Annotated in this window: 21 protein-coding genes and 1 pseudogene; 18 read left to right on the forward strand and 4 right to left on the reverse strand. The window is 30.2% G+C overall.

Annotation, left to right across the window (positions count from 1 at the left end; genetic code table 11):
- Positions 1 to 83 precede the first annotated feature (83 nt).
- Entirely contained in the window at positions 84 to 2,000 is a 1,917-nt protein-coding gene (locus KSU54_RS12545) for a BglG family transcription antiterminator (protein ID WP_217746685.1), read from the reverse strand.
- Positions 2,001 to 2,194: 194 nt separating this feature from the next.
- On the opposite strand from KSU54_RS12545, the gene KSU54_RS12550 reads away from it, so the two are divergent.
- From KSU54_RS12550 to KSU54_RS12570, 5 genes are all read left to right on the forward strand, one after another.
- The gene (locus KSU54_RS12550) at positions 2,195 to 2,518 is read left to right on the forward strand and encodes a PTS lactose transporter subunit IIB (RefSeq protein WP_008792651.1); all 324 of its coding nucleotides are present in this window, start codon (positions 2,195 to 2,197) and stop codon (positions 2,516 to 2,518) included.
- Positions 2,519 to 2,541: 23 nt separating this feature from the next.
- Positions 2,542 to 3,828 (forward strand): PTS sugar transporter subunit IIC, encoded by a 1,287-nt coding sequence (locus KSU54_RS12555; protein WP_003539405.1) that lies wholly within the window; start codon positions 2,542 to 2,544, stop codon positions 3,826 to 3,828.
- A gap of 41 nt (positions 3,829 to 3,869) precedes the next feature.
- Complete coding sequence (locus tag KSU54_RS12560) at positions 3,870 to 4,211, forward strand: PTS lactose/cellobiose transporter subunit IIA (RefSeq protein ID WP_003539406.1); 342 nt, start codon at positions 3,870 to 3,872, stop codon at positions 4,209 to 4,211.
- A 2-nt stretch (positions 4,212 to 4,213) separates the two neighbouring features.
- The gene (locus KSU54_RS12565) at positions 4,214 to 5,665 is read left to right on the forward strand and encodes a glycoside hydrolase family 1 protein (RefSeq protein WP_008792654.1); all 1,452 of its coding nucleotides are present in this window, start codon (positions 4,214 to 4,216) and stop codon (positions 5,663 to 5,665) included.
- Positions 5,666 to 6,717: 1,052 nt separating this feature from the next.
- Positions 6,718 to 6,993, forward strand: a complete 276-nt coding sequence (locus tag KSU54_RS12570) for a PTS glucose transporter subunit IIA (RefSeq protein ID WP_009008885.1) — start codon at positions 6,718 to 6,720, stop codon at positions 6,991 to 6,993.
- Positions 6,994 to 7,026: 33 nt separating this feature from the next.
- Here the strand turns inward: KSU54_RS12570 and KSU54_RS12575 are convergent, their stop codons facing one another.
- A complete protein-coding gene (locus KSU54_RS12575) occupies positions 7,027 to 7,764 on the reverse strand; it encodes a NifB/NifX family molybdenum-iron cluster-binding protein (protein ID WP_008792656.1) in 738 nt (245 codons plus the stop codon).
- A gap of 145 nt (positions 7,765 to 7,909) precedes the next feature.
- Between KSU54_RS12575 and KSU54_RS12580 the strand changes: the two genes are divergently transcribed.
- The 3 genes from KSU54_RS12580 to KSU54_RS12590 are packed head-to-tail and all read left to right on the forward strand — an operon-like array spanning position 7,910 to position 10,625.
- Positions 7,910 to 8,401 carry a GNAT family N-acetyltransferase gene (locus KSU54_RS12580; protein WP_117792620.1) on the forward strand — a complete coding sequence of 164 codons (492 nt, stop codon included), beginning with the start codon at positions 7,910 to 7,912 and terminating at the stop codon, positions 8,399 to 8,401.
- Positions 8,394 to 8,939, forward strand: a complete 546-nt coding sequence (locus KSU54_RS12585; RefSeq protein WP_003539419.1) for an RNA 2'-phosphotransferase — start codon at positions 8,394 to 8,396, stop codon at positions 8,937 to 8,939. The genes KSU54_RS12580 and KSU54_RS12585 overlap by 8 nt, the downstream gene beginning before the upstream one ends.
- 60 nt (positions 8,940 to 8,999) lie before the next feature.
- Entirely contained in the window at positions 9,000 to 10,625 is a 1,626-nt protein-coding gene (locus KSU54_RS12590; RefSeq protein WP_008792657.1) for a family 1 glycosylhydrolase, read from the forward strand.
- Positions 10,626 to 10,661: 36 nt separating this feature from the next.
- On the opposite strand, the pseudogene KSU54_RS12595 reads toward KSU54_RS12590, so the two are convergent.
- Together KSU54_RS12595 and KSU54_RS12600 are read right to left on the reverse strand one after the other, a co-directional pair.
- Positions 10,662 to 11,039 (reverse strand): annotated as a pseudogene (locus KSU54_RS12595) (flavin reductase); the annotation flags it as partial.
- Between the two features lie 21 nt (positions 11,040 to 11,060).
- A complete protein-coding gene (locus KSU54_RS12600) occupies positions 11,061 to 11,198 on the reverse strand; it encodes a hypothetical protein (protein ID WP_199414800.1) in 138 nt (45 codons plus the stop codon).
- 104 nt (positions 11,199 to 11,302) lie between these two features.
- Between KSU54_RS12600 and KSU54_RS12605 the strand changes: the two genes are divergently transcribed.
- The 10 genes from KSU54_RS12605 to KSU54_RS12650 all read left to right on the forward strand — a co-directional run bounded on the left by KSU54_RS12605 (position 11,303) and on the right by KSU54_RS12650 (position 22,783).
- Positions 11,303 to 11,635 (forward strand): winged helix-turn-helix transcriptional regulator, encoded by a 333-nt coding sequence (locus KSU54_RS12605; RefSeq protein ID WP_003539425.1) that lies wholly within the window; start codon positions 11,303 to 11,305, stop codon positions 11,633 to 11,635.
- Positions 11,628 to 12,446: a MerR family transcriptional regulator gene (locus KSU54_RS12610; protein WP_008792658.1), complete on the forward strand. Its 819-nt coding sequence runs from the start codon at positions 11,628 to 11,630 to the stop codon at positions 12,444 to 12,446. Before KSU54_RS12605 ends, KSU54_RS12610 begins: the two co-directional genes overlap by 8 nt.
- Before the next feature lie 44 nt (positions 12,447 to 12,490).
- Positions 12,491 to 12,946: a hypothetical protein gene (locus KSU54_RS12615; RefSeq protein WP_003539427.1), complete on the forward strand. Its 456-nt coding sequence runs from the start codon at positions 12,491 to 12,493 to the stop codon at positions 12,944 to 12,946.
- Between the two features lie 99 nt (positions 12,947 to 13,045).
- Positions 13,046 to 15,160: a glycerophosphodiester phosphodiesterase family protein gene (locus KSU54_RS12620; protein WP_003539428.1), complete on the forward strand. Its 2,115-nt coding sequence runs from the start codon at positions 13,046 to 13,048 to the stop codon at positions 15,158 to 15,160.
- A 105-nt stretch (positions 15,161 to 15,265) separates the two neighbouring features.
- Complete coding sequence (locus KSU54_RS12625; protein WP_003539430.1) at positions 15,266 to 15,937, forward strand: response regulator transcription factor; 672 nt, start codon at positions 15,266 to 15,268, stop codon at positions 15,935 to 15,937.
- Positions 15,930 to 16,928 carry a sensor histidine kinase gene (locus KSU54_RS12630; RefSeq protein WP_117792618.1) on the forward strand — a complete coding sequence of 333 codons (999 nt, stop codon included), beginning with the start codon at positions 15,930 to 15,932 and terminating at the stop codon, positions 16,926 to 16,928. Before KSU54_RS12625 ends, KSU54_RS12630 begins: the two co-directional genes overlap by 8 nt.
- Positions 16,929 to 17,022: 94 nt before the next feature.
- Entirely contained in the window at positions 17,023 to 17,778 is a 756-nt protein-coding gene (locus KSU54_RS12635; RefSeq protein ID WP_117792616.1) for an ABC transporter ATP-binding protein, read from the forward strand.
- 124 nt (positions 17,779 to 17,902) lie between these two features.
- Complete coding sequence (locus KSU54_RS12640) at positions 17,903 to 19,681, forward strand: FtsX-like permease family protein (protein ID WP_226814498.1); 1,779 nt, start codon at positions 17,903 to 17,905, stop codon at positions 19,679 to 19,681.
- A 240-nt stretch (positions 19,682 to 19,921) separates the two neighbouring features.
- Positions 19,922 to 20,374 (forward strand): large conductance mechanosensitive channel protein MscL, encoded by a 453-nt coding sequence (gene mscL / locus KSU54_RS12645; protein WP_008792661.1) that lies wholly within the window; start codon positions 19,922 to 19,924, stop codon positions 20,372 to 20,374.
- 12 nt (positions 20,375 to 20,386) lie between these two features.
- Entirely contained in the window at positions 20,387 to 22,783 is a 2,397-nt protein-coding gene (locus KSU54_RS12650) for an ATP-binding cassette domain-containing protein (RefSeq protein ID WP_117792614.1), read from the forward strand.
- Positions 22,784 to 22,885 lie beyond the last annotated feature (102 nt).

The following is a 22,885-nucleotide window of genomic DNA, read 5'->3' on the forward strand; positions in this document are numbered from 1 at the left end:
CGAATAAAGATTTCTGGCCTGAATTGAAATAAGATGTTAAAACTATTTAAAAAGATACTAGTGTGTTGATACTGGTATCTTTTTTATCGTTCATTGAATTTTAAATAGTTTTTTATAACGATATCTTTAAAATCATTAAAGTTCTTACATTTTTTTATTTCTGATATTACAATTGGTTCATTAAATAATAATACTAGAGATTCATACAATGCATGAAAATGTTTGTTATCTATTTTATTAAAAGCAATCATAAAAACTACATTGACAAAATGCTGGTTTCCCCAGTCAATTCCTTTATGACTAATTACCACTCCTATACTAGTTTTATAAGCGCTCATTTTCATAGGATGTGGAATGGCAATATTCATAAAAGCTGTAGAACTTGCTGTTTCTCTTTTCCATATCTCTTCTTTAAAGTTTTCTTCTACATAGCCTAGATTAATCATTCGTTCTGCTAGTTCGTTAATAACAGCGGATTTACTAATATCTTCATTCATTGAATAAAAAAGTTTTTCATTAAAATAAAAATTAAGATTATTAGTAAGAATTTGACTTTTTTTAGTGTTCTCTATTCTAATGATTGCATCTAAAATCTTATTTTTCTCATAGCTCATTGGGAATGGTGGTAATAATACGGTAAAGTAGTTTGTAGATTCTAAAACAGGAACAGTAGTGATAAGAAGATCAAAATTATTCCCTAGGATCTCATTTTCAAATGAAATTGATTTTTGAATAGTTAATTGATCTCCAAAATCCATCATAATTTTTTTGTGTAAAGTACTAGTGATATTTAAATATTCAGGACATAATAGGAGACAGGATACTTTTGTTTCTTCTTTTTTTTGTCTTTCTATCTCTGTTCCTACATGTAAAGCAATGAAGGCTATTTCATCCTCATTGACGTTTTCATGAAATGATAATGTCAGCTGATAAGCAATAAACGTTGAGATATCATATATAGTTGGGCATGATATTTTAATAGAATCAAGCATTGGATTTTTAAGAAGATTGTTTTTTATTAATCTATTTTTAAGGTTTTTTAGATGTAGCATAAAAGGAGTTATAAAATTATCGGAGTCAAGATTAATAAAGAAAAGTTCATCAACATTTTTTATGATATTTTTGGTAATTTGAATAATTTCATCTGATACTAATAAAGAAACATTTTCGTTTTCATTATTTATATAATTTGCATTATTTTTAAAGAGAATATAGATTTCAAGTATTTCTGATGAATTAAAAGAGACATTAAAGACTTGTTCTAAGGCTAGGCATAGTTCTTTAGCTATTTTTTCATCATTTTTATTAGTAACTTGAATTAATTCATTATTGTTGATAATGTGATTACCATGGTTGATTCGACTAACCATAATAGTTACATGCAAAATAAAATTAACACAAGAAAAATCGTTAAGATAGTAGTGATGCTGTTTGCAAATATCTTTGATTAGGGTGCAGGCATCATCAAGATCATAATCTGGGAAACTTTCTTGTAGCAAAGTTAAGACAAGAAAATTTCCGCTTACTTCTTCTGACATCACATGGCTAATTAGTTTACGTTTATTTTGTTCAGAACCTCCAACATGAAGTTTATTATTTTCACTAGAAAAAGTAATTTTAAAATTTGCAAATGAAGTATTCATTTTATAAATATCTTTTTTTAAAGTACTATAGCTAATGAATAATTCCTCACATAAATCAAAAATATCAATATAGTCCTGCTTTTCTAAAAGCGTCTTTTTTATGATATAAATACATCTGCTTTCATAGTCCTGAGGAATATCGTCTTTATATTGAAGTAGTGAGTTAGCTTTTACTTTATCGATGACATAACCACGATTGCTAGAAGAAATCAAGCTAGGATAATTCATGTTTAATTCGGCAATATATGATTTAATTGTTCGAATAGAGAGATTTAATGCTTTTGAAAGAATATTTGCTGTAACTTTTTCATTATGAGTATATAAATAATTGATCAATTCTTCTTGCTTCCTTCTCATGCTCTCATCCTTCCCTAGTTGTTGTTTTCTATATTATAATAGTTTTAATTTTTATTTAAAACTAGAATTTTGCACAGTGCAAAATACTTATTTGCACTGTGCAGAATGTTAGTTGAGTAGATATGAACAAAATGATTAAATATAAGCGTAAAGTTTAAGAACTTGCAGACAAATAAGAAATGGAGGAAATAAAAATGGCACAAGCACATATTTATCTTTGTTGTGGAGGAGGGCTCTCTTCAGGATTTTTAGCTCAAAAAGCTCGAGCAGCTGCAAAAAAAGGTAAAATAGATGCAACTATTGAAGCAAAGAGTGAAAGCGAAGTCACACAATATTTGCCAAAAATGGATATTCTTTGCATTGGACCGCATTATGAATTTAGGCTGAATGCTTTTAAAGATATGGCAGCCCCATATAATATTCCTGTAATTGTTATTCCTGAAGAAATTTATTCAATGTTAGATGGAAAAGCATTACTTGAATTAGCATTATTAGAAATAGAAGAGTTTTATAAATAAAATATATAACAGGAGAGAGAAAAATGAAAGGAATTATGAATTGGTTTACTAATAAATTAGCACCAGGGATGCAAAAAGTTTTCAGTAATCCTTGGATTGCAGCAGTGGCGAGCGCAATGCAGAAAATCTTGCCGTTTATTTTGGTAGGATCAGTTATTTCAATTTACAATGTATTTGTACGTTACATTCCATCACTACCGGACTTGAGTTTTGTTAATACATTTAGCTTTGGAATGATGTCATTGATAGTAGCTTTTATGGTTACTTATTTTGGGATGGTGGAACTGGATCATCCTAAATATACAATAACTGCAGGGTTAACTTCAGTGACTGTATTTTTAATGGCCTTATGTCCAACCATGGCAACCTTATTAAAAAATGCAACAACTGGGAAAACTGAACTTACTTTTACAGATATTAATTTTTTAGGTGGATCAGGTTTATTTATTGCGATTATTGTAGGATTAGTTGTAATGTTGATTTTCCATTTATATGCAAAGTTACATATTTTGGAAGATAGTGCTACAATGCCGGATTTTGTTTGTGAATGGATAAATAATATTGTTCCAATGACAATTATCTATTTAATATTTGGAGTAACTGTATTTACAATAGGTTTTGATTTAGTAGAATTTATTAATTTAATATTCCAGCCGATTGTTAATTTAGGACAATCTTTACTGGGATTTGTTGTTATTTGTTTTTTATACGTATTGTTATATTCAGTAGGTATTTCAGCTTGGTCGTTAAATGCTATTGTTAAACCAATTTTAATGGCGGGAATTGCAGCCAATGCTGAGATGGCATTGGCTGGAGGAAGTCCAATTTATATTGTGACAACAGAAACGATTTTTACAACGGCCTTAATCGCAATGGGGGGCTTAGGTGGAACATTACCATTAAATTTTCTAATGTTATTTAAATGTAAATCTAAAAAATTAAAAACAATGGGGAAAATCTGTATTGGACCGTCAATATTTAATATTAATGAGCCACTTGTTTATGGGGCGCCAATTGTCTTTAACCCGTTACTAATGATTCCAATGTGGATAAATTCAATTATTGGTCCATTAATTATCTGGTTTGTAATGAAAGCTGGTATGCTAAATATTCCAGCCGGAGTTAATAATATTTCTCGTATTCCTGCGCCGATTTGCACCTGGTTAACTACTGATGATTTCCGAGCGTTTATATGGTTCCTTGTACTATTTATTATTTATGGATTGATCTGGTATCCATTTTTAATGAGATATGATAATCAGCTTGTTAAAGAAGAACATGAAAAAGAATTATTAAAGAAAGAATTTTGATTAACGTAACCAATTAGTCATATAGTGTGGAGGAATAATAAATGGATGAAAATAGTCTTTTAATACCAGTTGCGATGAAAATCATTATGAATTCAGGCAATGCAAGAACAAAAGCAAATGAAGCATTGGAGGCACTCAGTATCTTTGATTTTTCAAATGCACATAAGAAAATTGTGGAGGCAAGGGAGGATATAAAAAAAGCACATCAAGAACAAACAGAAATAATTCAAAAAGAGGCTGCAGGTGAACATTATAAAACATGTTTATTATTTACCCATGCTCAAGATACTCTTATGACAATCATGAGTGAGGTTAATTTGACAGAAAAAATGATAATATTATTTGAATCTTTTTACCAAATACAGGGTCATAAGGAGAATTAAATATGCTACTAACAGAAAAATACAAAAAACAAATATATTATCAATTTCCTAAAGATTTTTTATGGGGCGTGGCAATGAGCGCAAAACAGGCTGAGGGGGCTGATGATAGAGCATTGACAGTTGCTGATTTGCAAAATTATGATCCAAATGATAAAGCAAAGGTGAAAGGAGATTTATCTAAAGCGGAGATTTTAGACCGTCTCAATTATCCAGAAAGATATAATTTTCCTAAAAAAATAGGAATTGAATTTTATCATCGTTATAAAGAGGATTTGATATTGCTTAAGGAAATGGGGATTACTTGTTTTCGGTTTTCAATAAGTTGGGCAAGAGTATTTCCAAATGGAATAGATGGTGAACCTAGTGAGCAAGGATTAAAATATTATGATAAAATATTTAATTTGTTAAAAGAAATGGGGATAGTGCCTATTGTTACATTATATCATGATGATATGCCAATTGATTTAGCTTTAAAATATAATGGTTTTTTAAATGAAAAAGTTGTGACAGCATTCATAAAATATGCAACTTTGATTATGCAAAGATATAAGGATAAAGTAACATATTGGATACCTGTTAATCAGATTAATTTAACACGGGTAGGTCTCAGTTCGTTAGGAATTGTAAAAGATACAGTGACACAATTGGAACAAAAGAAATATCAAGCTATTCATAATAAATTTGTTGTCTGTGCAAAAATAAAAGAGATTGGAAGTAAAATAAATAATAACTTTAAATTTGGGTGTATGCTAGCTGATTTTTTAGTAACACCAATGACTTGTAAGCCTAAGGATGTTGTTTTTTCAACTGAAAAAAATCAAATGACAATGTATTTTTATGCAGATGTACAATTAAGGGGAGAATATCCTGGATATGCAATAAGTTATTTTAGTCATAATCATATCGCCGTAGAGATAAAAGAAACTGATCTAGTATTAATAAAAGAAAATACTTTAGATTTTTTAGCGATTAGTTATTATAATTCTAATGTTGTCAGTCATGAAAAGAATACTTTAGCTATTGGCGATTCCCAATTAAATCCTTATCTGGAGACTAATCCATGGGGATGGACAATTAATCCTCTTGGTCTATATGATTGTTTTCTTAAATATTGGGATCGTTATCAAAAACCATTAATGATTGCTGAAAATGGAATTGGTCAAATTGAAAGGTTAGATAATGATACAATACACGACGATTATCGAATTGATTATATTAGAGAACATATTATTGCTTTGAATAAAGCAATCACACGAGGTGTCAAGGTTTTTGCTTATTGTGCCTGGTCGCCAATTGATATGGTTTCTTCAGGAACAAGTGAAATGAAAAAAAGATATGGATTTATTTATAATGATCAAGATGATTATGGAGTAGGCAGTCATAAAAGATATAAAAAAGATTCATATATATGGTATCAAAATGTTATTAAAAGTAATGGTTTAAAATTAGAATAGTTTATATAAAACTATGGTTTTTTAAAGAAACTATAGTTTTATTTTGATAATTAATTTGAAAAAGATTCCATTGTAAGATGCAATTACTAAAGAGACAGGAGGCGATGATCAATGGATTTTATTTTTAATATCAATCTAAAAAAGAATTTATTAACTAAAATGAATTAAAGCCGTGTGAATTGATTTGTAAAGGTTTAACAAAGATTTAAAGATTATCGCTAACAGAAATATTAACTGAAGAAAGTTACTAAAACAATAATTTTGTTAAAAGTAGGATATTCAGGTTATGCAGAATTTAAATATGATTGCGTTAAATATGTAAATAGCTTAAATAATGCTAAAGATACCGTTAATAAAGAGAATAATAAGATTGAAAAAATATATTGATACAATCGAATTGATGCATTATACCTTAATGATAAAATGATGAGAAAGTTAGCCGTTTTAGTAAAATAAACAAGAAGAGTTCGCTGTGTTGGAGAGGTTAATAGCCCGATAACCTGTTTGCAATTGATTTAATTGCTAATAAAGAAGATCTATTTTTAATGATTTCAGTTACTGGTAAAAGCGATACAATAAGGTCTTTAAAAGGTTATCACAGTCTGCACAATATAATAAACCATGAAATATATTTTTATAAATCTTTCGTTTTCGTTTTGAACGAACTTCCTTGCTTTCTAATTTTGCTTGATAAATACAGAATATCTTTTCGTCTATAATTATTTCATGATGATGTTTAAAGATTTTTCATTTCTCTTTTGGAAGTTTTTGATACTCACCTCTAGTTTTGAAATATTCCCTTTTATGAAGAATTAAATTTCTAAGATAAGTTGCATTCATTAAAATTCTACACATATAGGGATTATTCCATACATCAGTATACTTACTTTTATCATCTATTTCATTCTTTAAACTAAATTCATGTAAAGAAAGAGATGGTGTTGGAATGTTTCTCTTGTTAAAGTGTGAGCAATTTGTAAGGTACCATAGCCATCTCCATCAATTTGAAAGGTATGTTTTACAACATTAGCATTAACTGGATTAGTCACTAATTGAGCGCTTTTTTCACTTTACGGTACCCCAAAGGTGGTGTTGAATTATTAATTTACGTGGGAATTAATGCAGTTCAATTAAATGGCGAGGGCTTTATTGCACGTATTGGTCAAGGACAATTACTATTGGAATTTGACATGGATAAGATCAAGGCTGCGGGATATTCATTAGAAACACCTGTCTTAATAACAAATCATACTGATTTAAAAGAGATAAAAAATACTAATGAAGCGGTGGTTTCTAATGATGTAGAATTAATTAAAGTTGAATTTTAAAAAGATGAGACTATAGTTTTTAGTCTCATCTTTTTAATGACAACATTTATTATCGTGTTCATGACAAGCGTGATGACCATCATCATGGTGATTACAGGCTGTGTTAGGATCGTAATGCAACTCACCCTTTAGATAGTCGATTACTGCTTCATCACTACTGCCAATGACCCCAGGAATGATTTCGATTCCTAATGATGTGAGGATATTTCGTGCACCTCCGCCAATTCCACCACAAATCAATACATCAATGTTAAGATTTTTTAGAATTTCTGCTAAGGCTGAATGACCCTGACCGTTAGTACTTTCTATTTGACTAGAGATAATTTCTTGATTCTCAATGTCGTATACTTTAAACTCTTTACTCTTTCCAAAATGTTGAAAAATATTACCATCTTCATAAGTTACTGCTATTTTCATTCTGTTATCCTCCATTTTTCTTTTATTTTTAATTGTACAAGATGAAGTGCAATTGACTAAGTGAGCTTTGTCACAAAGAGAGTAGTTACCACCTTCAATTTTTAAAGAATAGCCCCGGACAATGCTTTGAGCAAGCTTATAACGTGCTTGTTCATAAATACTCTGAACGGTTGTTCGGGCAACATCCATTTGTTTAGCACATTCTTGTTGTGTGAGTCCTTCAAGATCCATTAATCTAATTGTTTCATATTCGTCGATTGATAGGACTACTGTTTTTGTAGCTGACGGGTTTGGACCAAAATATGCATATCTAGGTAATCTGCATACTTTTCTTTTTCGACATGGTCTTGGCATAGCTTCACCACCTTTATTATTGACATATGTCAATAACATTATAAGCTAATATTATAAAAATAGCAATAATTAACCACTATCCAATGATTCTTTATTAATTTTATAATAAGTGATATACTCTAAACGAGTAAAGGAGGTTTTAACAATGATAATACGTAAAGCAACAATTAAAGATTTAAAAGCAATTACAGCTGTTGAAGCCACTTGTTTTCCACCTGCAGAAGCAGCTAGTCGGAGTAATTTAAAAAAACGTTTGAAAACTTATCCGAATCATTTTTGGCTATTGGAAGATGAAGGAAAATTGATTAGTTTTATTAACGGAATGGTAACAAATGAAACAACGATCAATGATATTATGTTTGAAGATGCTAGCTTACATGATGAAGCAGGAGAATGGCAGGCAATTTTTGGAGTAAATACAATTCCTGAATATCGTCAACAAGGGTTAGCTGCCAAAGTCATGCAGGTGGTAATTGATGATGCCCGTATGGCAGGACGAAAAGGATGTATTCTTACTTGCAAGGATAAATTATTGCATTATTATGAGAAGTTTGGATTTAAAAATTGTGGGATTTCTCAGTCAATGCATGGTGGTGCTATCTGGTATGATATGCGTTTAGAGTTTGAACATGAATGATTTAGTAAATCTTGGTAAGTTTATTAGTTTGATTTTACGACATAAACCGGAACTAATTGGATTAAAGCTAGATTATCATGGATGGGCAAAGGTTGATGAGTTGTTGTTAGGAATTAATAATAGTGGTCGTTTTATTAATCGAACATTATTAGATGAGATTGTCATGACAAATAATAAACAGCGATATCAATATAATGAAGATCATACAAAAATTCGAGCTAACCAAGGTCATTCAATCAAAGTAGATATTGAATTAATTGAAAAGATTCCACCAGAATATCTTTATCATGGAACGGCATTTAAATATTTGAATAAGATAGAGCAAGAAGGGATTAAAAAAATGAAACGTTTATATGTTCATTTATCGAAAGATATTGAAACAGCATTTAAAGTCGGAAGTAGACATGGTAAAGCAATTGTTTTAGTTATTGATACAAAGGCAATGTGTGAAGATGGCTGTAAATTTTATTATTCCCAAAATGGTGTGTGGTTAACTGAGGACATTGATTATAAATATGTAATGGAAGTAATTAAGTGATGGTTAATACCATTGCTTTTTATTTTCTATGTTATAATAATAAGTATGAGGTGGAAAACGATGAAAGAAAACTTTTTATGGGGTGGTGCTTTGGCTGCGAGTCAGTGCGAAGGTGCGTATAATCTCGATGGTAAGGGATTAAGTGTTAGTGATGTAATGCTTGCAGGAAGTAAGACTAAAAAACGAAAACGGACTGATGGGATTGTTGCTGGAGAATATTATCCAAGTCATGAAGCAATTAATTTTTATCATTACTATAAAGATGATTTACAATATTTTAAAGAAATGGGCTTTAATTGTTTGCGAGTGTCAATTGCTTGGTCACGTATCTATCCTAATGGTGATGAGCTAGAGCCGAATGAAAAAGGGTTGCAGTTTTATGATCAATTATTTGATGAGATGTTGAAACTAGATATTGAACCAGTGGTCACATTATCGCATTATGAAATGCCTTATTATTTAAGCAGGCAGTACAATGGCTTTTTTGATCGGCGGTGTGTTGATTATTTTGAACGTTTTGCTATTACATGTTTCAAAAGATATTCTGCTAAAGTCAAATATTGGCTAACTTTTAACGAGATTAATGGAATGATCACCAATCCTTATACTGGAGGTGGTGTGATTGCAAAAATTGATAATAATTATTTACAAACCGTTTTGACTGCATGTCATCATATGTTCTTAGCAGGAGCAAAAGCGGTTAAAGCTTGTCATGAGATTATTCCTTCTGCTCAAATTGGCTGTATGATTGCCTTCTTATGTGGTTATAGCGCTACATGTAAACCCGATGATGTAATGTTTAATCATAATTTTATGGATGTAAATATGTTTTTTACCGATGTTCAGGTACGAGGGAGATATTCAAATAAAGCATTGACATGGATGTCACGTTATGGAATTGAATTACCAGTCATAGATGGTGATGAAAAAATCTTAGAACAAGGAAAAGTTGATTATATTGGTTTTAGTTATTACCAGAGTATTACGATGTCAAGTGATATTTTAGATAATCTTGGAAGTGGCGGAAATCTTTTTAGTGGAGCTAAAAACTCATATATTAAAGTAAGCGAATGGGGCTGGCCGATTGATCCTAAGGGACTTAGAGTTTCTTTGAATTACTTATATGATCGTTATCAAATTCCGTTATTTATCGTAGAAAATGGACTAGGAGCAGTCGATGAAATTAGTGACGATCATCAAATTCATGATAATTACCGAATTGATTATTTGACGCAACATGTTCGAGAAATGAAAAAAGCAGTAGACTTAGATGGAGTTGAGTTGCTTGGGTACACTTGGTGGAGTCCGATTGATATTGTAAGCTATTCAACTGGCGAAATGAAAAAACGTTATGGATTTATTTACGTAGATAAAGATAATGATGGAAATGGTACTTTAAAACGTTATATTAAAGATTCATTTTATGTATATCAGGAAATTATAAGAACAAATGGTGAGTGTGTTGATGAAAAAAAACGTTATACTTTAAATAGTCAATTAAAGGATGTTTTGGAAATAAAAGGGCTTAGAGAAATTATTAAATTAGTTAGTGAAGGAAAAGTTACTGACCTTCAATTAAAACTAGGGGGACGCTTAAAAATAAATCAATTACTTGATAAATTTGATGTTAATGATAATAATCAAAGATTGATTATAGATTTACTGAATCGTTTAGAGGCTAAATAATGAAAATGTCCGGAATAATTAACCGGACTTTTCTATTTATTCAATAATATAAGCATTAATGATTTGGCCATAATAAGCCGTGTGTAAATCTTTATTTGCTCCATAGAATGAACTATCAACATCTTGAGGATAAAAACGTTCTAAATTGTTTGGAGTAATTGCATTTTTATCTTGTACTTGTTGATAGACAATTTTACACTCAAGTGTCAAAGGAAGTTCTTTAATACCTGGAACTGATATTTTATCAGGATCTTCTAAAGTAGGCCCAAGTTCTTTAACTTTATCAATATCTCTTCCTGATTTCGTACCGCAAACCCCTAAGATTTTCTTATCAAAAGCACCTAAAGGAATATTGATTGTAAATTCAGGATTTTTTTCTATCTGTTCTTTAGTGAAACGATGTTCTCTTACAAAAACAGTAAATAATTCTGTTGCTCATTCAATTCCTAAGGTTCCCCAGGAAATTGTAATACTATTGACTTTATCATCAACTTTAGCTGTTAAAAGAACGCCAGTTTGAACAGCTTCCATAATTTCTTTAGCATAATCAAATACATTTATTTGTTTTTTCATCTAATTAGCCTCCTTGTTATTTTAATAACTATATGATAAATTAGAACTAAATTAATAACAAGTATACACTTTTAAGTAAGATACTATCTAAAAGGAGAGTAAAAATGAACGATGAAGTAAATGTAAGACCATTTGCATATGCAATGTCTTTGATCGATGGCAAATGGAAAATGCACATATTATTTTGGTTATGGAAAAAACAAGTACTACGATATAGTGAGTTAAAACGTGCATTAGGAACAATTACACATAAAATGCTAAGCACTCAGTTAAAAGAATTGGAAAAGGACGACTTGATCATTCGCAATGAGTATCCGCAAGTCCCGCCTAAAGTTGAATATTCATTGTCTCCACGTGGTTTAACATTGATGCCGGTGTTAGAATGTTTATGCAAGTGGGGACATGAACACATTAATGATGGAGATAATCATGGATAAAGAATATTATTCGATAGGTGAGATTGCAGAAATTTGTAATATTCCGATACGGACCTTACGTTACTATGATGAAATCGGGCTATTAGTCCCTGAAAAAAGGGATATTGAATCAAGCTATCGTTATTACGCTAGACATCAGATATTACAAGCTAATATTATTAATCAATTTAAGATTCAGGGGTATTCAATTAAAGAGATTAAACATCAGCTTGCAAATAATTCCGTTTCTTTGAGTGAAGAAACCTTGAATCAAAAACATGCTGAATTAAAAAAAACAATAGCTGAATTAAATAAATTAGAGAAACGTTTAGGATTCTTTTTGGAGTGTCTAAAGTATCAAGATCATCAGTTGCATTTACAATTAAAGGAAATACCGGAAATTTATATTGCTTATGTTCGTCAACAAGGTTTAGCAGACCAAGAAGCCTTTATGCGTCGATTTAGTGAATTAAATACTTTATGTCGTAAGAATAATTTAGAGCCGATAGGAAATATAATGGCGCGTTATTATGACGATTATCAACAATATGATCCCGATTGTGCTGATGTTGAAGTTTCTATTCAAATTGATTTAAATCATGAAATTGGTGGAGTAGTTAGAAAAGAACCTGGTTATTTATGTGTTTCTGCTCTTCATTATGGGCCTTATCGAGATGAATATAAGACTTATACTCTTATGATGGAATGGATGAAAAAAAATAATTTAGTAATGTGTGGACCAGCATTAGAATATTATTTAATAGATCCTATCTTTACTAATGATGAAAATGAATTTGTGACTGAATTAAGAATTCCTGTAAAAAGCATTTGACTCTCTAGTTACTAGAGGCTTTATAATAAATTTGAGGTGATTAGATGATACATTTAGTATATTTAGACAATAAAGAAAAAGTCTTAGAAAAGATTATGAGTGGCAAAAAAACAATGATAATTCGAGGAGCAGCAGGACGCAAGATTCCTCATAGTAGAGTATTCAATGACGAAGTATTATATTTCATGGAAAAAGGAACTAAAAAAATAACAGCAAAAGCAAGAGTAGTTAACGTTTTAAATTTTATTAAATTAAGTGAAGATGAAATAAATGAAATATTATTAAAGTATCAAGATAAATTAGATTTAACGCCAAAACAACAAGTTCGCTGGCATAAAAAATGTTTGTGTTTAGTTGAATTTACAGATGTAGAAGCAATTAAACCACTAGATTTTGATCATCAGGGGAATATGGATGATTGGTTGATTCTTGATAGAATTGAAGATGTTGTAGTAGGAACGAGTATCCCCTACAACTATAATAATGCTAGATTTAAGTAAACTGCCGGAAGGGTAGTTTTTTTTAAGAAAATTTTTAAGGATTATTAATAACAATAAATTGGTAATAATGATAGAATAAGTCATATTGGGGGTGTAAAAATGAAAGATAAATTAAAAAACTTTAAACATCTCTTTTTTAAAATCCTAAAATTTGAGATTTTCTATAAATTTGCAATATTCCTAATTATCAGTCCATTGATTAATAAAATTCTTCAAATATATTTAAATAATAATTCCAGCGGAGCTGCATTTAACCAATACATATTATTTAATTTCTTAAATCTTGAAGGGATTACAGTTGTTTTAATTATTATGATGATGGCAGTAATTGCAATTGGATATGAATTTAGTGTACTGATCAATATGATTACTTTAAATAAGCAAAATAAAGATTTTCGAATTTATGAGGTAATGAAAACCTCGTTATTAAATTTGAGTTGTTTAAAGCATCCTAGTAGTATTTTAACAGGAATATTCTTTTTATTTATTTTACCATTAGTGCATCTTGGTTATATAAACTCATTGATACCAAGTTTAAAAATTCCTAATTTTATTTTTGGAGAATTGAGCTTAACTTTTCAAGGGAATATTTTAATATGTTTAATCTATGGATTGTATTTTGGAATTTATGGATTAATGTTTTTTGTACCGGTTTTAATGATTTTAAAAAAAGAAAATATTATTAAAGCCTTTAAAGAAAATATAAAGTTCCATAAATTATTGACATTAAAAGAACGTATTTCATTAATTGGAATAATGGGTATTTGGATCGTTCTTGAGAATGGATTAATTCAAATATTACCAGATGCTTTAATAAAAAATGCGGATTTTAATCGTTATTTTTTAAAGAATTTAATTATTTCTTCGAGATTTAGAATTTATTTATTGGAATACATCATATATACATTAATAATCATGGTTTTGATGATTGTTTTCTATCAATATTTAATAGGTGTTATGGGTAAGCACGAGCCTGAACTATTGAAAGTAAAGGTGGATTTAGAATTTAATCGCTTATTTGACCGAACTTTATTAAAAGCACAAATTCATGGTAATCGTTTTTTTCAAAGCTTGGATAAATATTTTTTTGAAACACATTTTTATCAAAAGTATCGTGGGATGATCAACCTTGTTTTTTGGCCCTGTATGTTTATCTTGATTACTTATCTTTTTCCTAATTCAATATATATTTTATCAGCTATCTTAATTGTTGTTTTGTTGATGTATTTTGCTGCTAGTATTATTATTCGTTATGAAAAAAGAAAAAATGGTCAGGAATTTGAAGATGATAGTGGTTTGCTGTTTTTGCCTTATCGCTTAATTAAACGAACTTTAAATAATTCTCGCTTATATAATCATCATCCTAGAATGGTTACAGCACTCTTAGCTTTTATTTCTGTTTGTCTAGTAGGAATGTATTTAGAACAACCGTTGATGCTCCATCATCCATGGGTAATCGGTCATCGTGGTTCAATTTACGGGGTTGAAAATACAGATGGAGCTATCATGACAGCAGCTGATAAAGGAGCGGATTATGCAGAAATTGATGTGCAATTATCTAAAGACGGGGTTCCTGTTGTGATTCATGATGCAGATTTGTCGCGATTGGCACATAAAGATGAAAAAGTAAAAAATATGACTGCTAAACAATTAAGTGAAACCTTGGTTTATCATAACGAATACACTGATAAAATTCCGACGCTAGATCATTTGATTAAAAAGTTAAAAAAGAATAGCACTAAAATGGGACTTTTGATTGAGTTAAAAGTTGAGGGCGGTAATGGAGAAAAACTAGCTAAAAAAATTATTGATGTTATAGAGAAAAATGATTATCAAAAGCAGGCTATCTACATGTCGCTTGATTTAGATACTGTTCAATATCTTCAAAGTCAGCGTCCTGAATGGTGGATTGGATATTGTATTTATGGTAGTGCTGGAGATATTGAAGGATCATTATGGAACCAAGGTATCGACTTTTTGGCGATAGAAGAAAATCGAGCTACAGTGAGTTTTGTAGAAAAGGCTAATCGTAATTGGGTTCCTGTTTATGTATGGACAGTAGATGATGAAAGTAGGATGATACAGTATCTTGAACTTGGGGTTAGTGGAATCATTACTAATTATCCTAATCGGGGGAGAAAAGCAGTCGATAAATTCAAAGAGAATAATTATCAGTATTATTATCATCATGGGTCAGGATATCCTGATAGTTAAAACTAGATTGCGATCTAGTTTTTTTCTAACAGTTTTGTAAGGTTGGTTAAATTACTAGGCTATCTTAAGAGGCGATAGTATAATGAATAAAAGGAGTTGAAGAGAATGAAAATCATGATAGTTGAAGATGATTTGATCTTGGCGCGTGAATTGCAATTATTATGTGTTAAGTGGAATTTTCAGGCAAAGTATCTTGAGGATTTTAAGCATGTAGATCAAGTATATTGTACATATCAGCCGGATTTGATTTTATTAGATATTAATTTGCCTTTTTATGATGGTTTTTACTGGTGTCAAAAGATAAGGGAAAATTCCACAGTACCAATATTATTTATTTCTAGTCGAGAGCAAAATGCTGATAAAATTCTGGCACTGTCAGCTGGAGGCGATGATTATATTGAAAAACCATTTGATTTAGAATTGCTGTTGGTGAAAATAAAAGCAATATTGAGAAGAACTTATGAATATAAACATTTGGAAAAAGAATATCTTGATGAGGATACCTCTTATGATATTGTGAGGGGGCGATTTGTATATCAAAATAAAGTTTTAGAATTGACTAAATCAGAAGGTAAGATAATGTCGACACTATTAGGGCAACGAGGCAACTGGGTAACCAGGGAACAGTTGATGATGACATTGTGGAATACTGATGAATTTGTTACTGATGCGACTTTATCGGTTCATATTTCACGTCTACGAAATAAATTAAAGGAATTAACGAATGGAAAAGATATTATTAAGACGAAAAAGGGAGTAGGTTATTATATTGATTAATTATTTAAAAGAGAAATTACGGCCTATTGTAGGTGGAATGTTAGTTTTAGTATTTATTAATATTTATTTTTTATATTTGTGTGGTAGTCGCTTATATTTAAGTGATCTGGTTTATTTGGATGTTATTTTAATTTTTATTGGGATTACGATCTTTATTTATGGAAATGTGAAATACCGAGCAGTTGAAAAAATAATGAAAACTAATAATTTTTTGACCACAAAGGAATTAAAAAGCTATTTATCGTTGCAAGCACTTAGTGTTATTGAGCAAAACGATTTATATTATCATGAAGAAATTAATCACTTAAGTACTCAAATACAAGAATTATCGGATTATATTTCTAGATGGTCACATGAAGCTAAGTTGCCGATTGCTTCAATGCGCTTAATGAATGAACGTAATCAAGATCTAGTTTTAAAAAAACAAATGCGTTTAACTATTGAACAAATTCAATTATTATTAAATACAATGTTAATGTCTAGTAAGCTTAGAAATCCTGTGAATGATATTAAAATAGAGAAAGTTTTTTTATCTCAAGTTATTAAGGAAGCGATAAAACATCAATCTTATTTCTTAATTAATGATCATTTTAAAATTAATTTAAAGGTAGAGAATGAGTATGTTTATAGTGATCGGCGCTGGTTAACATATATGCTGGACCAGTTCATTACCAACTCGATTAAATATAAACAAACAGAACCAAATTTGACTTTTTATATTAGAGAAGATCATGATGGATTAGAACTTATTGTTGAAGATAATGGAATCGGAATTGCACCGGAAGATGTTCCGTATATATTTGACCGTGGCTTTATCGGTCATAATCTTCGTGATGGAGACTATCGCTCAACGGGAATGGGTTTATATTTTGTTAAAGAGATAGCAGAGAAGTTAGGTATTAAAGTTATCTATGATAATACTTTTTGCTCAGGAAGCCGCTTTAAATTACAATTTGAAGATAATGCAGAATATTTCATGCTAGATTACTAAAATGTAAGATTATAGAGCTAACTGTTAGATAAGCGTTAGGATTTTTTCTTGATTAGTTGGTAAACTTTAGTTGTAATCTAAGGAGGAATTAAAAATGAGAAAGATTGTAGAAATAAAAAATCTCGTTAAAAGTTATGGTGGTAAAGATTATCATACTAAAGTATTAAAAAATATTAATTTAGACATTTATGAAAATGATTTTATTGCAATTATGGGACCTTCTGGAGCAGGTAAATCGACTTTATTAAATATGTTATCAACTTTAGATAAACCAACTCGTGGTGAAATCATTATTGATGGTGAGGATATTACAAAGGTTAATAATAAGCGGTTGTCGAAAATTAGACAGGAGAAAATTGGTTTTATTTTTCAAGATTATAATTTATTAGATAATATGACTTTACAGGATAATATTGCTTTACCGTTGAGTTTAAATGGAAAGAGAAGCCGTGAAATTATTGAAAAGACTAAACAGATGGCCTCTTTATTTGGATTAAGTGAACATTTAAATAAATATCCTTATCAATTATCAGGGGGACAAAAGCAGCGTGGTGCCAGTGCACGAGCATTGATTACTAATCCACGGATTATTTTTGCTGATGAACCGACAGGAGCATTAGATTCTAAGTCAAGTAAAGATTTATTAATTTCTTTGAAAAAAGCGAATGAGTCAGGCAATGCAACGATTTTAATGGTAACTCATGATGCTTATAGTGCCAGCTATGCTAAACAGGTTTATATGCTTAGTGATGGAGCAATTAAATGTCGCTTAAATCATAGTGGTGAGCGACAAAAGTTTTATGATGAAATTTTAAGCTTACTAGCTTCGATGGGAAGTGAACAAGAATGAGTTTATTTAAATTAGCTTATTCAAATTTTAAACGCAGTGTCAAAAATTATGTTGCTTTGATTATTTCTTTATCGTTTTCAATTTTTACGTTTTTTAATTTTCAAAATATTGTTTTTCTAATGCGATGGATGTTTTAAAAGAAAAAAACAGTGATTATATTGCAATTATTATTCAAGTTATTTCTATTGTTTTAATAATTTTTGTCTTCTTTTTTATCTGGTATGCGACAAATGTTTTTTTATCACAGCGTAAAAAAGAAATTGGAATTTTTACTTTTATGGGACTGGATAATGTAAAAATTGGTAAGATGTATGTAATTGAAGTTGCGATGATTGGACTTTTATCATTAATTATTGGCCTAGGGAGTGGAGCGCTTTTTTCTAAACTTTTTACAATGTTGTTATTACGCTTATCAGATATAAGCGTGGATGTTTCATTTAGTTTTAGTATTATTCCTGTATTACTGACAATCGCTTTATTTGTCACGATTTTTGCTATTATGATTATTAAAGGCTATATTAACATTTTAAGAAGCAGTGTTTTAGATATGTTATCAGCATCAAAACAAAATGAATTACGTGAAGAAAAAATAATTATTACTTTATTAAAAGTGGTAATTGGGGTAGTTTTGATTTGTGGTGGCTATTATGCTGCGATGATGGTTGGTGATATGTCTTCGTTTATCTATATATTTTATGCAGTAGTTTTGGTTGTTGCTGGAATCTATTTTCTATATAATGGGGTAATTCCGTTTGTAATTAAAAAGTTAGCTCAAAACAAAAGTTATCTATATCAAAAAGAACGCTCATTGTGGGTCAATAATTTAGCATTTCGTTTAAAAAAGAATTATCGTGCTTATGCAATGGTAACGATTTTAATGATTTGTTCGGTTACCGTTTTAGCAACCTCATTTGCAATGAAACAACGCTACGATAATATCAGTCATTTTAGAGGTACTTATACTTATACTGTGATGGCAAATAAAGCTCTTGATGGCAAACAAATTGCTCAAAAAATCAGTAGTAATAATGAGCTCAACTATCATAATAGTCTAAACTATATTGCCTTAAATGCAGATATGGTTAAAAGTAAATATCTATATAATCAGTATGGTGTAGTTTCATATAGCCAGTTAAAAAAAGCCGCAAAAGAGGCTAAAATTAAATTTGATATACCAAAATTAGATGATCAGCAAGTAGTTAATTTGACGAGATTATATTTACTTGATATCTCAGATCCTGAAATTAATCCGGTGATAGAAATTGCAGGTGAAAAATATCAAATTGTTGATGAAACTGCAACATCATATTTAGGATTATTGCAAGAAAATATTAGTACCTATATTGTTAGTGATAACACATATGAAAAGTTAAGAAATTTTGGACAAGAGTTTTATATGTATAACTATCAAATAAAAGATCCTAATAATTATCAAGCATCGATTGATTATTTAAATAGTTTGGTAAAAGATGGACCTGTAGATTATGTGAGTTATTTAGCCAATGATCCTAATGGTGGGGATATTGCTTGGGTTCGAGTAATGTACTCTATTTGTATTTTCTTGTTTTTAGTATTCATTTTAGCTAGTGGAAGTATCATTTTTATGAAATTGAGTAATGAGGCTTTTGAGGATCGAGAGAGATATAATGTTCTAAAAAAACTAGGAATCAGTAAACGAACATTGAGTAGGTCAATTAGAAATGAGATACGTTTTGCTTATTATTGTCCTTTTGTTTTGATGGTACTGTCCTCATATTTTTCTGTTCATGCGCTAGCTAATGTTATGAAGACAGAACTATACACTGTAAATATTGTTAGTGCTATCGTTATTTTAGTAATCTTTTATATAATCTATACTATTTCAGTATTAATGTTTAAAAAGAAAGTATTGAGTGATCATTAAATAAAAGCAGGATGAAGTTTAATTTGTCCTGTTATTTTTTACTAATAAAGCACTTGCAGCAAGCAAGAAAAGAAGATACAAGTAAATTATATTTGGCTATTGAATTGTAGAAATAAAACTAGGGGTTTAATTACATAATTATTATATTTAATAATTATGTTGATAAGCTATTAAGAAAAAACGTTGAAATAATAGAAATATGGTATAATTAAACATATTAACTTGTTAGGAGGTTAAATGATGAAAAAAAAATCAGGTATTATTGAGGAATTTAAGAAGTTTATAACTCGAGGAAATGTTATGGACATGGCTGTAGGGGTCATTGTTGGTGGTGCTTTTACAACAATCGTAACTTCACTTAATAATGATATTATTTCACCGATTTTAGGGATTTTTGGCGGAGTTGATTTTTCTGATTTAAAACTTGTCATGGGGAGTGGTGAAAATGCTCCAGTTTTAAAGTATGGAAGTTTTTTAACGGCGGTGATTAATTTCTTAATTATAGCAATGATTATTTTCTTAATTGTTCGTGCAATGAATAAAATTAATGAAAGTATCAAAGCTAAATTGACTGACAAGGAAGAAGTGCTGGTTGAAACAACAAAAGTATGCCCTTATTGTAGAGAAAAAGTTGCGAAAGAGGCAACCCGCTGTCCTCATTGTACTTCTATTCTAGAAGAAAAAGTTGATTAAGCAGGAGTTGACATGAAAGATATTATAATTAAAAATGCGTATCATGGTAATTTAAAGAATCTTGATTTGACGATTCCTCGGAATAAATTAGTCGTAATCACTGGTTTATCCGGGTCAGGTAAATCAACTTTAGCAATTGATGTTCTTTATCAAGAATGTCAGCGACAGTATTTAGAAGCAATTTCTTTTCAAGGAATTAATAAACCAGGAGTCGAAGTAATAAGAAATGTTTCACCAGCAGTTGTAATTACACAGGATGAAAAAAATAATAATCCTCGTTCTTCACTGGGAACAGTAACAGATATTTACACTGATATTCGAATGATTTATGAAAAGCTAGGAGTTCGTAAATGTCCCCACTGTGGTAAAATGATTGATGCATCATACTGTCATGAAGAATTAGTTCGAGCTGATAATGATTTTACTGTTTATATGTACTGTAATTATTGTCATTATAAGATGGAAAAATTAACAAGATCACATTTTTCTTTTAATAGTGAAAAAGGTGCCTGTCCAACTTGCTTTGGATTAGGTAAAACATTAATACTTAATTTAGATAAAGTACTTGAGCCAAACTTATCTCTTCGCGAGGGTGCAGTTGCATTTTGGCATCATCGTTATAAAGAATATCAAATCGAACAATTAGAAAAAGTATATCGAGAACTGGGGCTTTCAGTGACTCCGGAAACAAAAGTGATTGATTTTAATCAGCAGCAAAGAGTGATCTTATTATATGGAACTGAATCAAAACAGTTTAAGGAACTTTTTGGTAAAATAAAAATAAGTAAGTTTGAAGGAATTATAACTAATTTATGGCGTCGGGTTGAAGAAAAGAAAAATCAAAGTAAAGAAATAAGCAGTTATTTCGATGAACAGGTATGTTCTGATTGTCATGGTGAAAAGCTTAATTCATTAAGTCGTCAAATTACAGTGAATAAAACAGTTATTACAGCAACAACAAAAATGCCTTTGACGGAATTACTACATTGGCTTGAGCAGCTGGAAGCTACTGTTTCAGGACTACAAAAAGAAGCTGTCCAACAATATATAATTGATTTAAAAACAAAAATTCAAAGAATCATTAATGTTGGTTTAGGATATTTGCATTTAGATCGTCAAACAATGACTTTATCTGGCGGTGAGAAACAAAGAATTAAATTGGCAGCGGCTTTACAAAGTCAGTTAACGGGGATAATTTATATTTTTGATGAACCAACAATGGGATTACATCCTAAAGATACAGCAGGAATTATTAATGTTTTAAAGGAATTGCGAGATCAAGAGAATACGGTGATTGTAATTGAACATGATTTAGATGTAATTAAAGCAGCAGATTATTTAATTGACCTTGGACCTGGTGCAGGAAAGCATGGTGGTCAAATTCTTGCATTAGGAACTTATCACGAGTTGCAAAATAATCCTAGTTCAATAACTGGACAATATTTTGTTAATAAAAAGAAATGTAAAAGAGTATATCGAACAAGTAATCGATATTTTGAGGTGAAAAATGCTCATGTTCATAATTTGAAAAATATTGATGTAACTTTTTTAGTTGATTGTTTAAATGTTGTTACCGGTGTATCAGGGTCTGGTAAAAGTACTTTGGTGTTTGCTGTATTAGCTAAACAGCATTATCGATATTTTGATGATATTATTGCTGTCAGACAAGAAAGTATTACGACGACAAGGCGCTCTAATATTGCTACATATACAGGAATTTATGATGAAATTAGAAAGCTTTTTGGAAGTTTAGAAGCAACTAAAGAAATGGGTTTTACGGCTAAACATTTTTCTTTTAACAGCCAAGGAGGACGTTGTGAAAATTGTGAAGGATTAGGAACTGTTACTAGCAACATGTTATTTTTTAAAGATGTTGAGGTTGTCTGTCCAGTTTGTCAAGGAAAACGTTTCATTCCTGAAATCCTTGCATTAAAATATCATGAACATTCAATTGATGATGTGCTTCATTTATCAGTTGATGAAGGGGTCGGTTTTTTTAGTGATTGTCCCAAAATAATTAAAACTTTAAAAATGCTGCAAGATGTTGGTTTAGGGTATTTAGAATTAGGACAAGTTTTAACAACGCTGTCGGGTGGTGAAAAACAGCGTTTAAAATTGGCAACGACATTACTAACAAACATAAATAAACATAATCTTTATTTAATTGATGAACCAACAATTGGCTTACATCCTCTGGATATTGAGCATTTGCTACTTTTGCTTGATCGTATTGTTGATAGTGGTAATACAGTAGTAATCGTTGAACATAATCAGCAGATTATCAATGCTGCTGACTGGATCGTTGATCTGGGGCCAGCGGGAGGAAATGATGGTGGTTATGTAATTGCTGCTGGGACACCAAATGATATAAAGGGTAATGAGAATTCAATAATTGGTGAATTTTTGTAAGAACTTCTACGAAGTTCTTATTTTTATGCATATTATTTGCTTATGCAATAGCTCTGAGGTAGAATAATGTCGAAATATAACAGTGTTATATTTTGGAGGTGA

The sequence above is a fragment of the Erysipelatoclostridium sp. MSK.23.31 genome (genome assembly GCF_019125875.1).
GTDB lineage: Bacteria > Bacillota_I > Bacilli_A > Erysipelotrichales > Coprobacillaceae > Thomasclavelia > Thomasclavelia ramosa.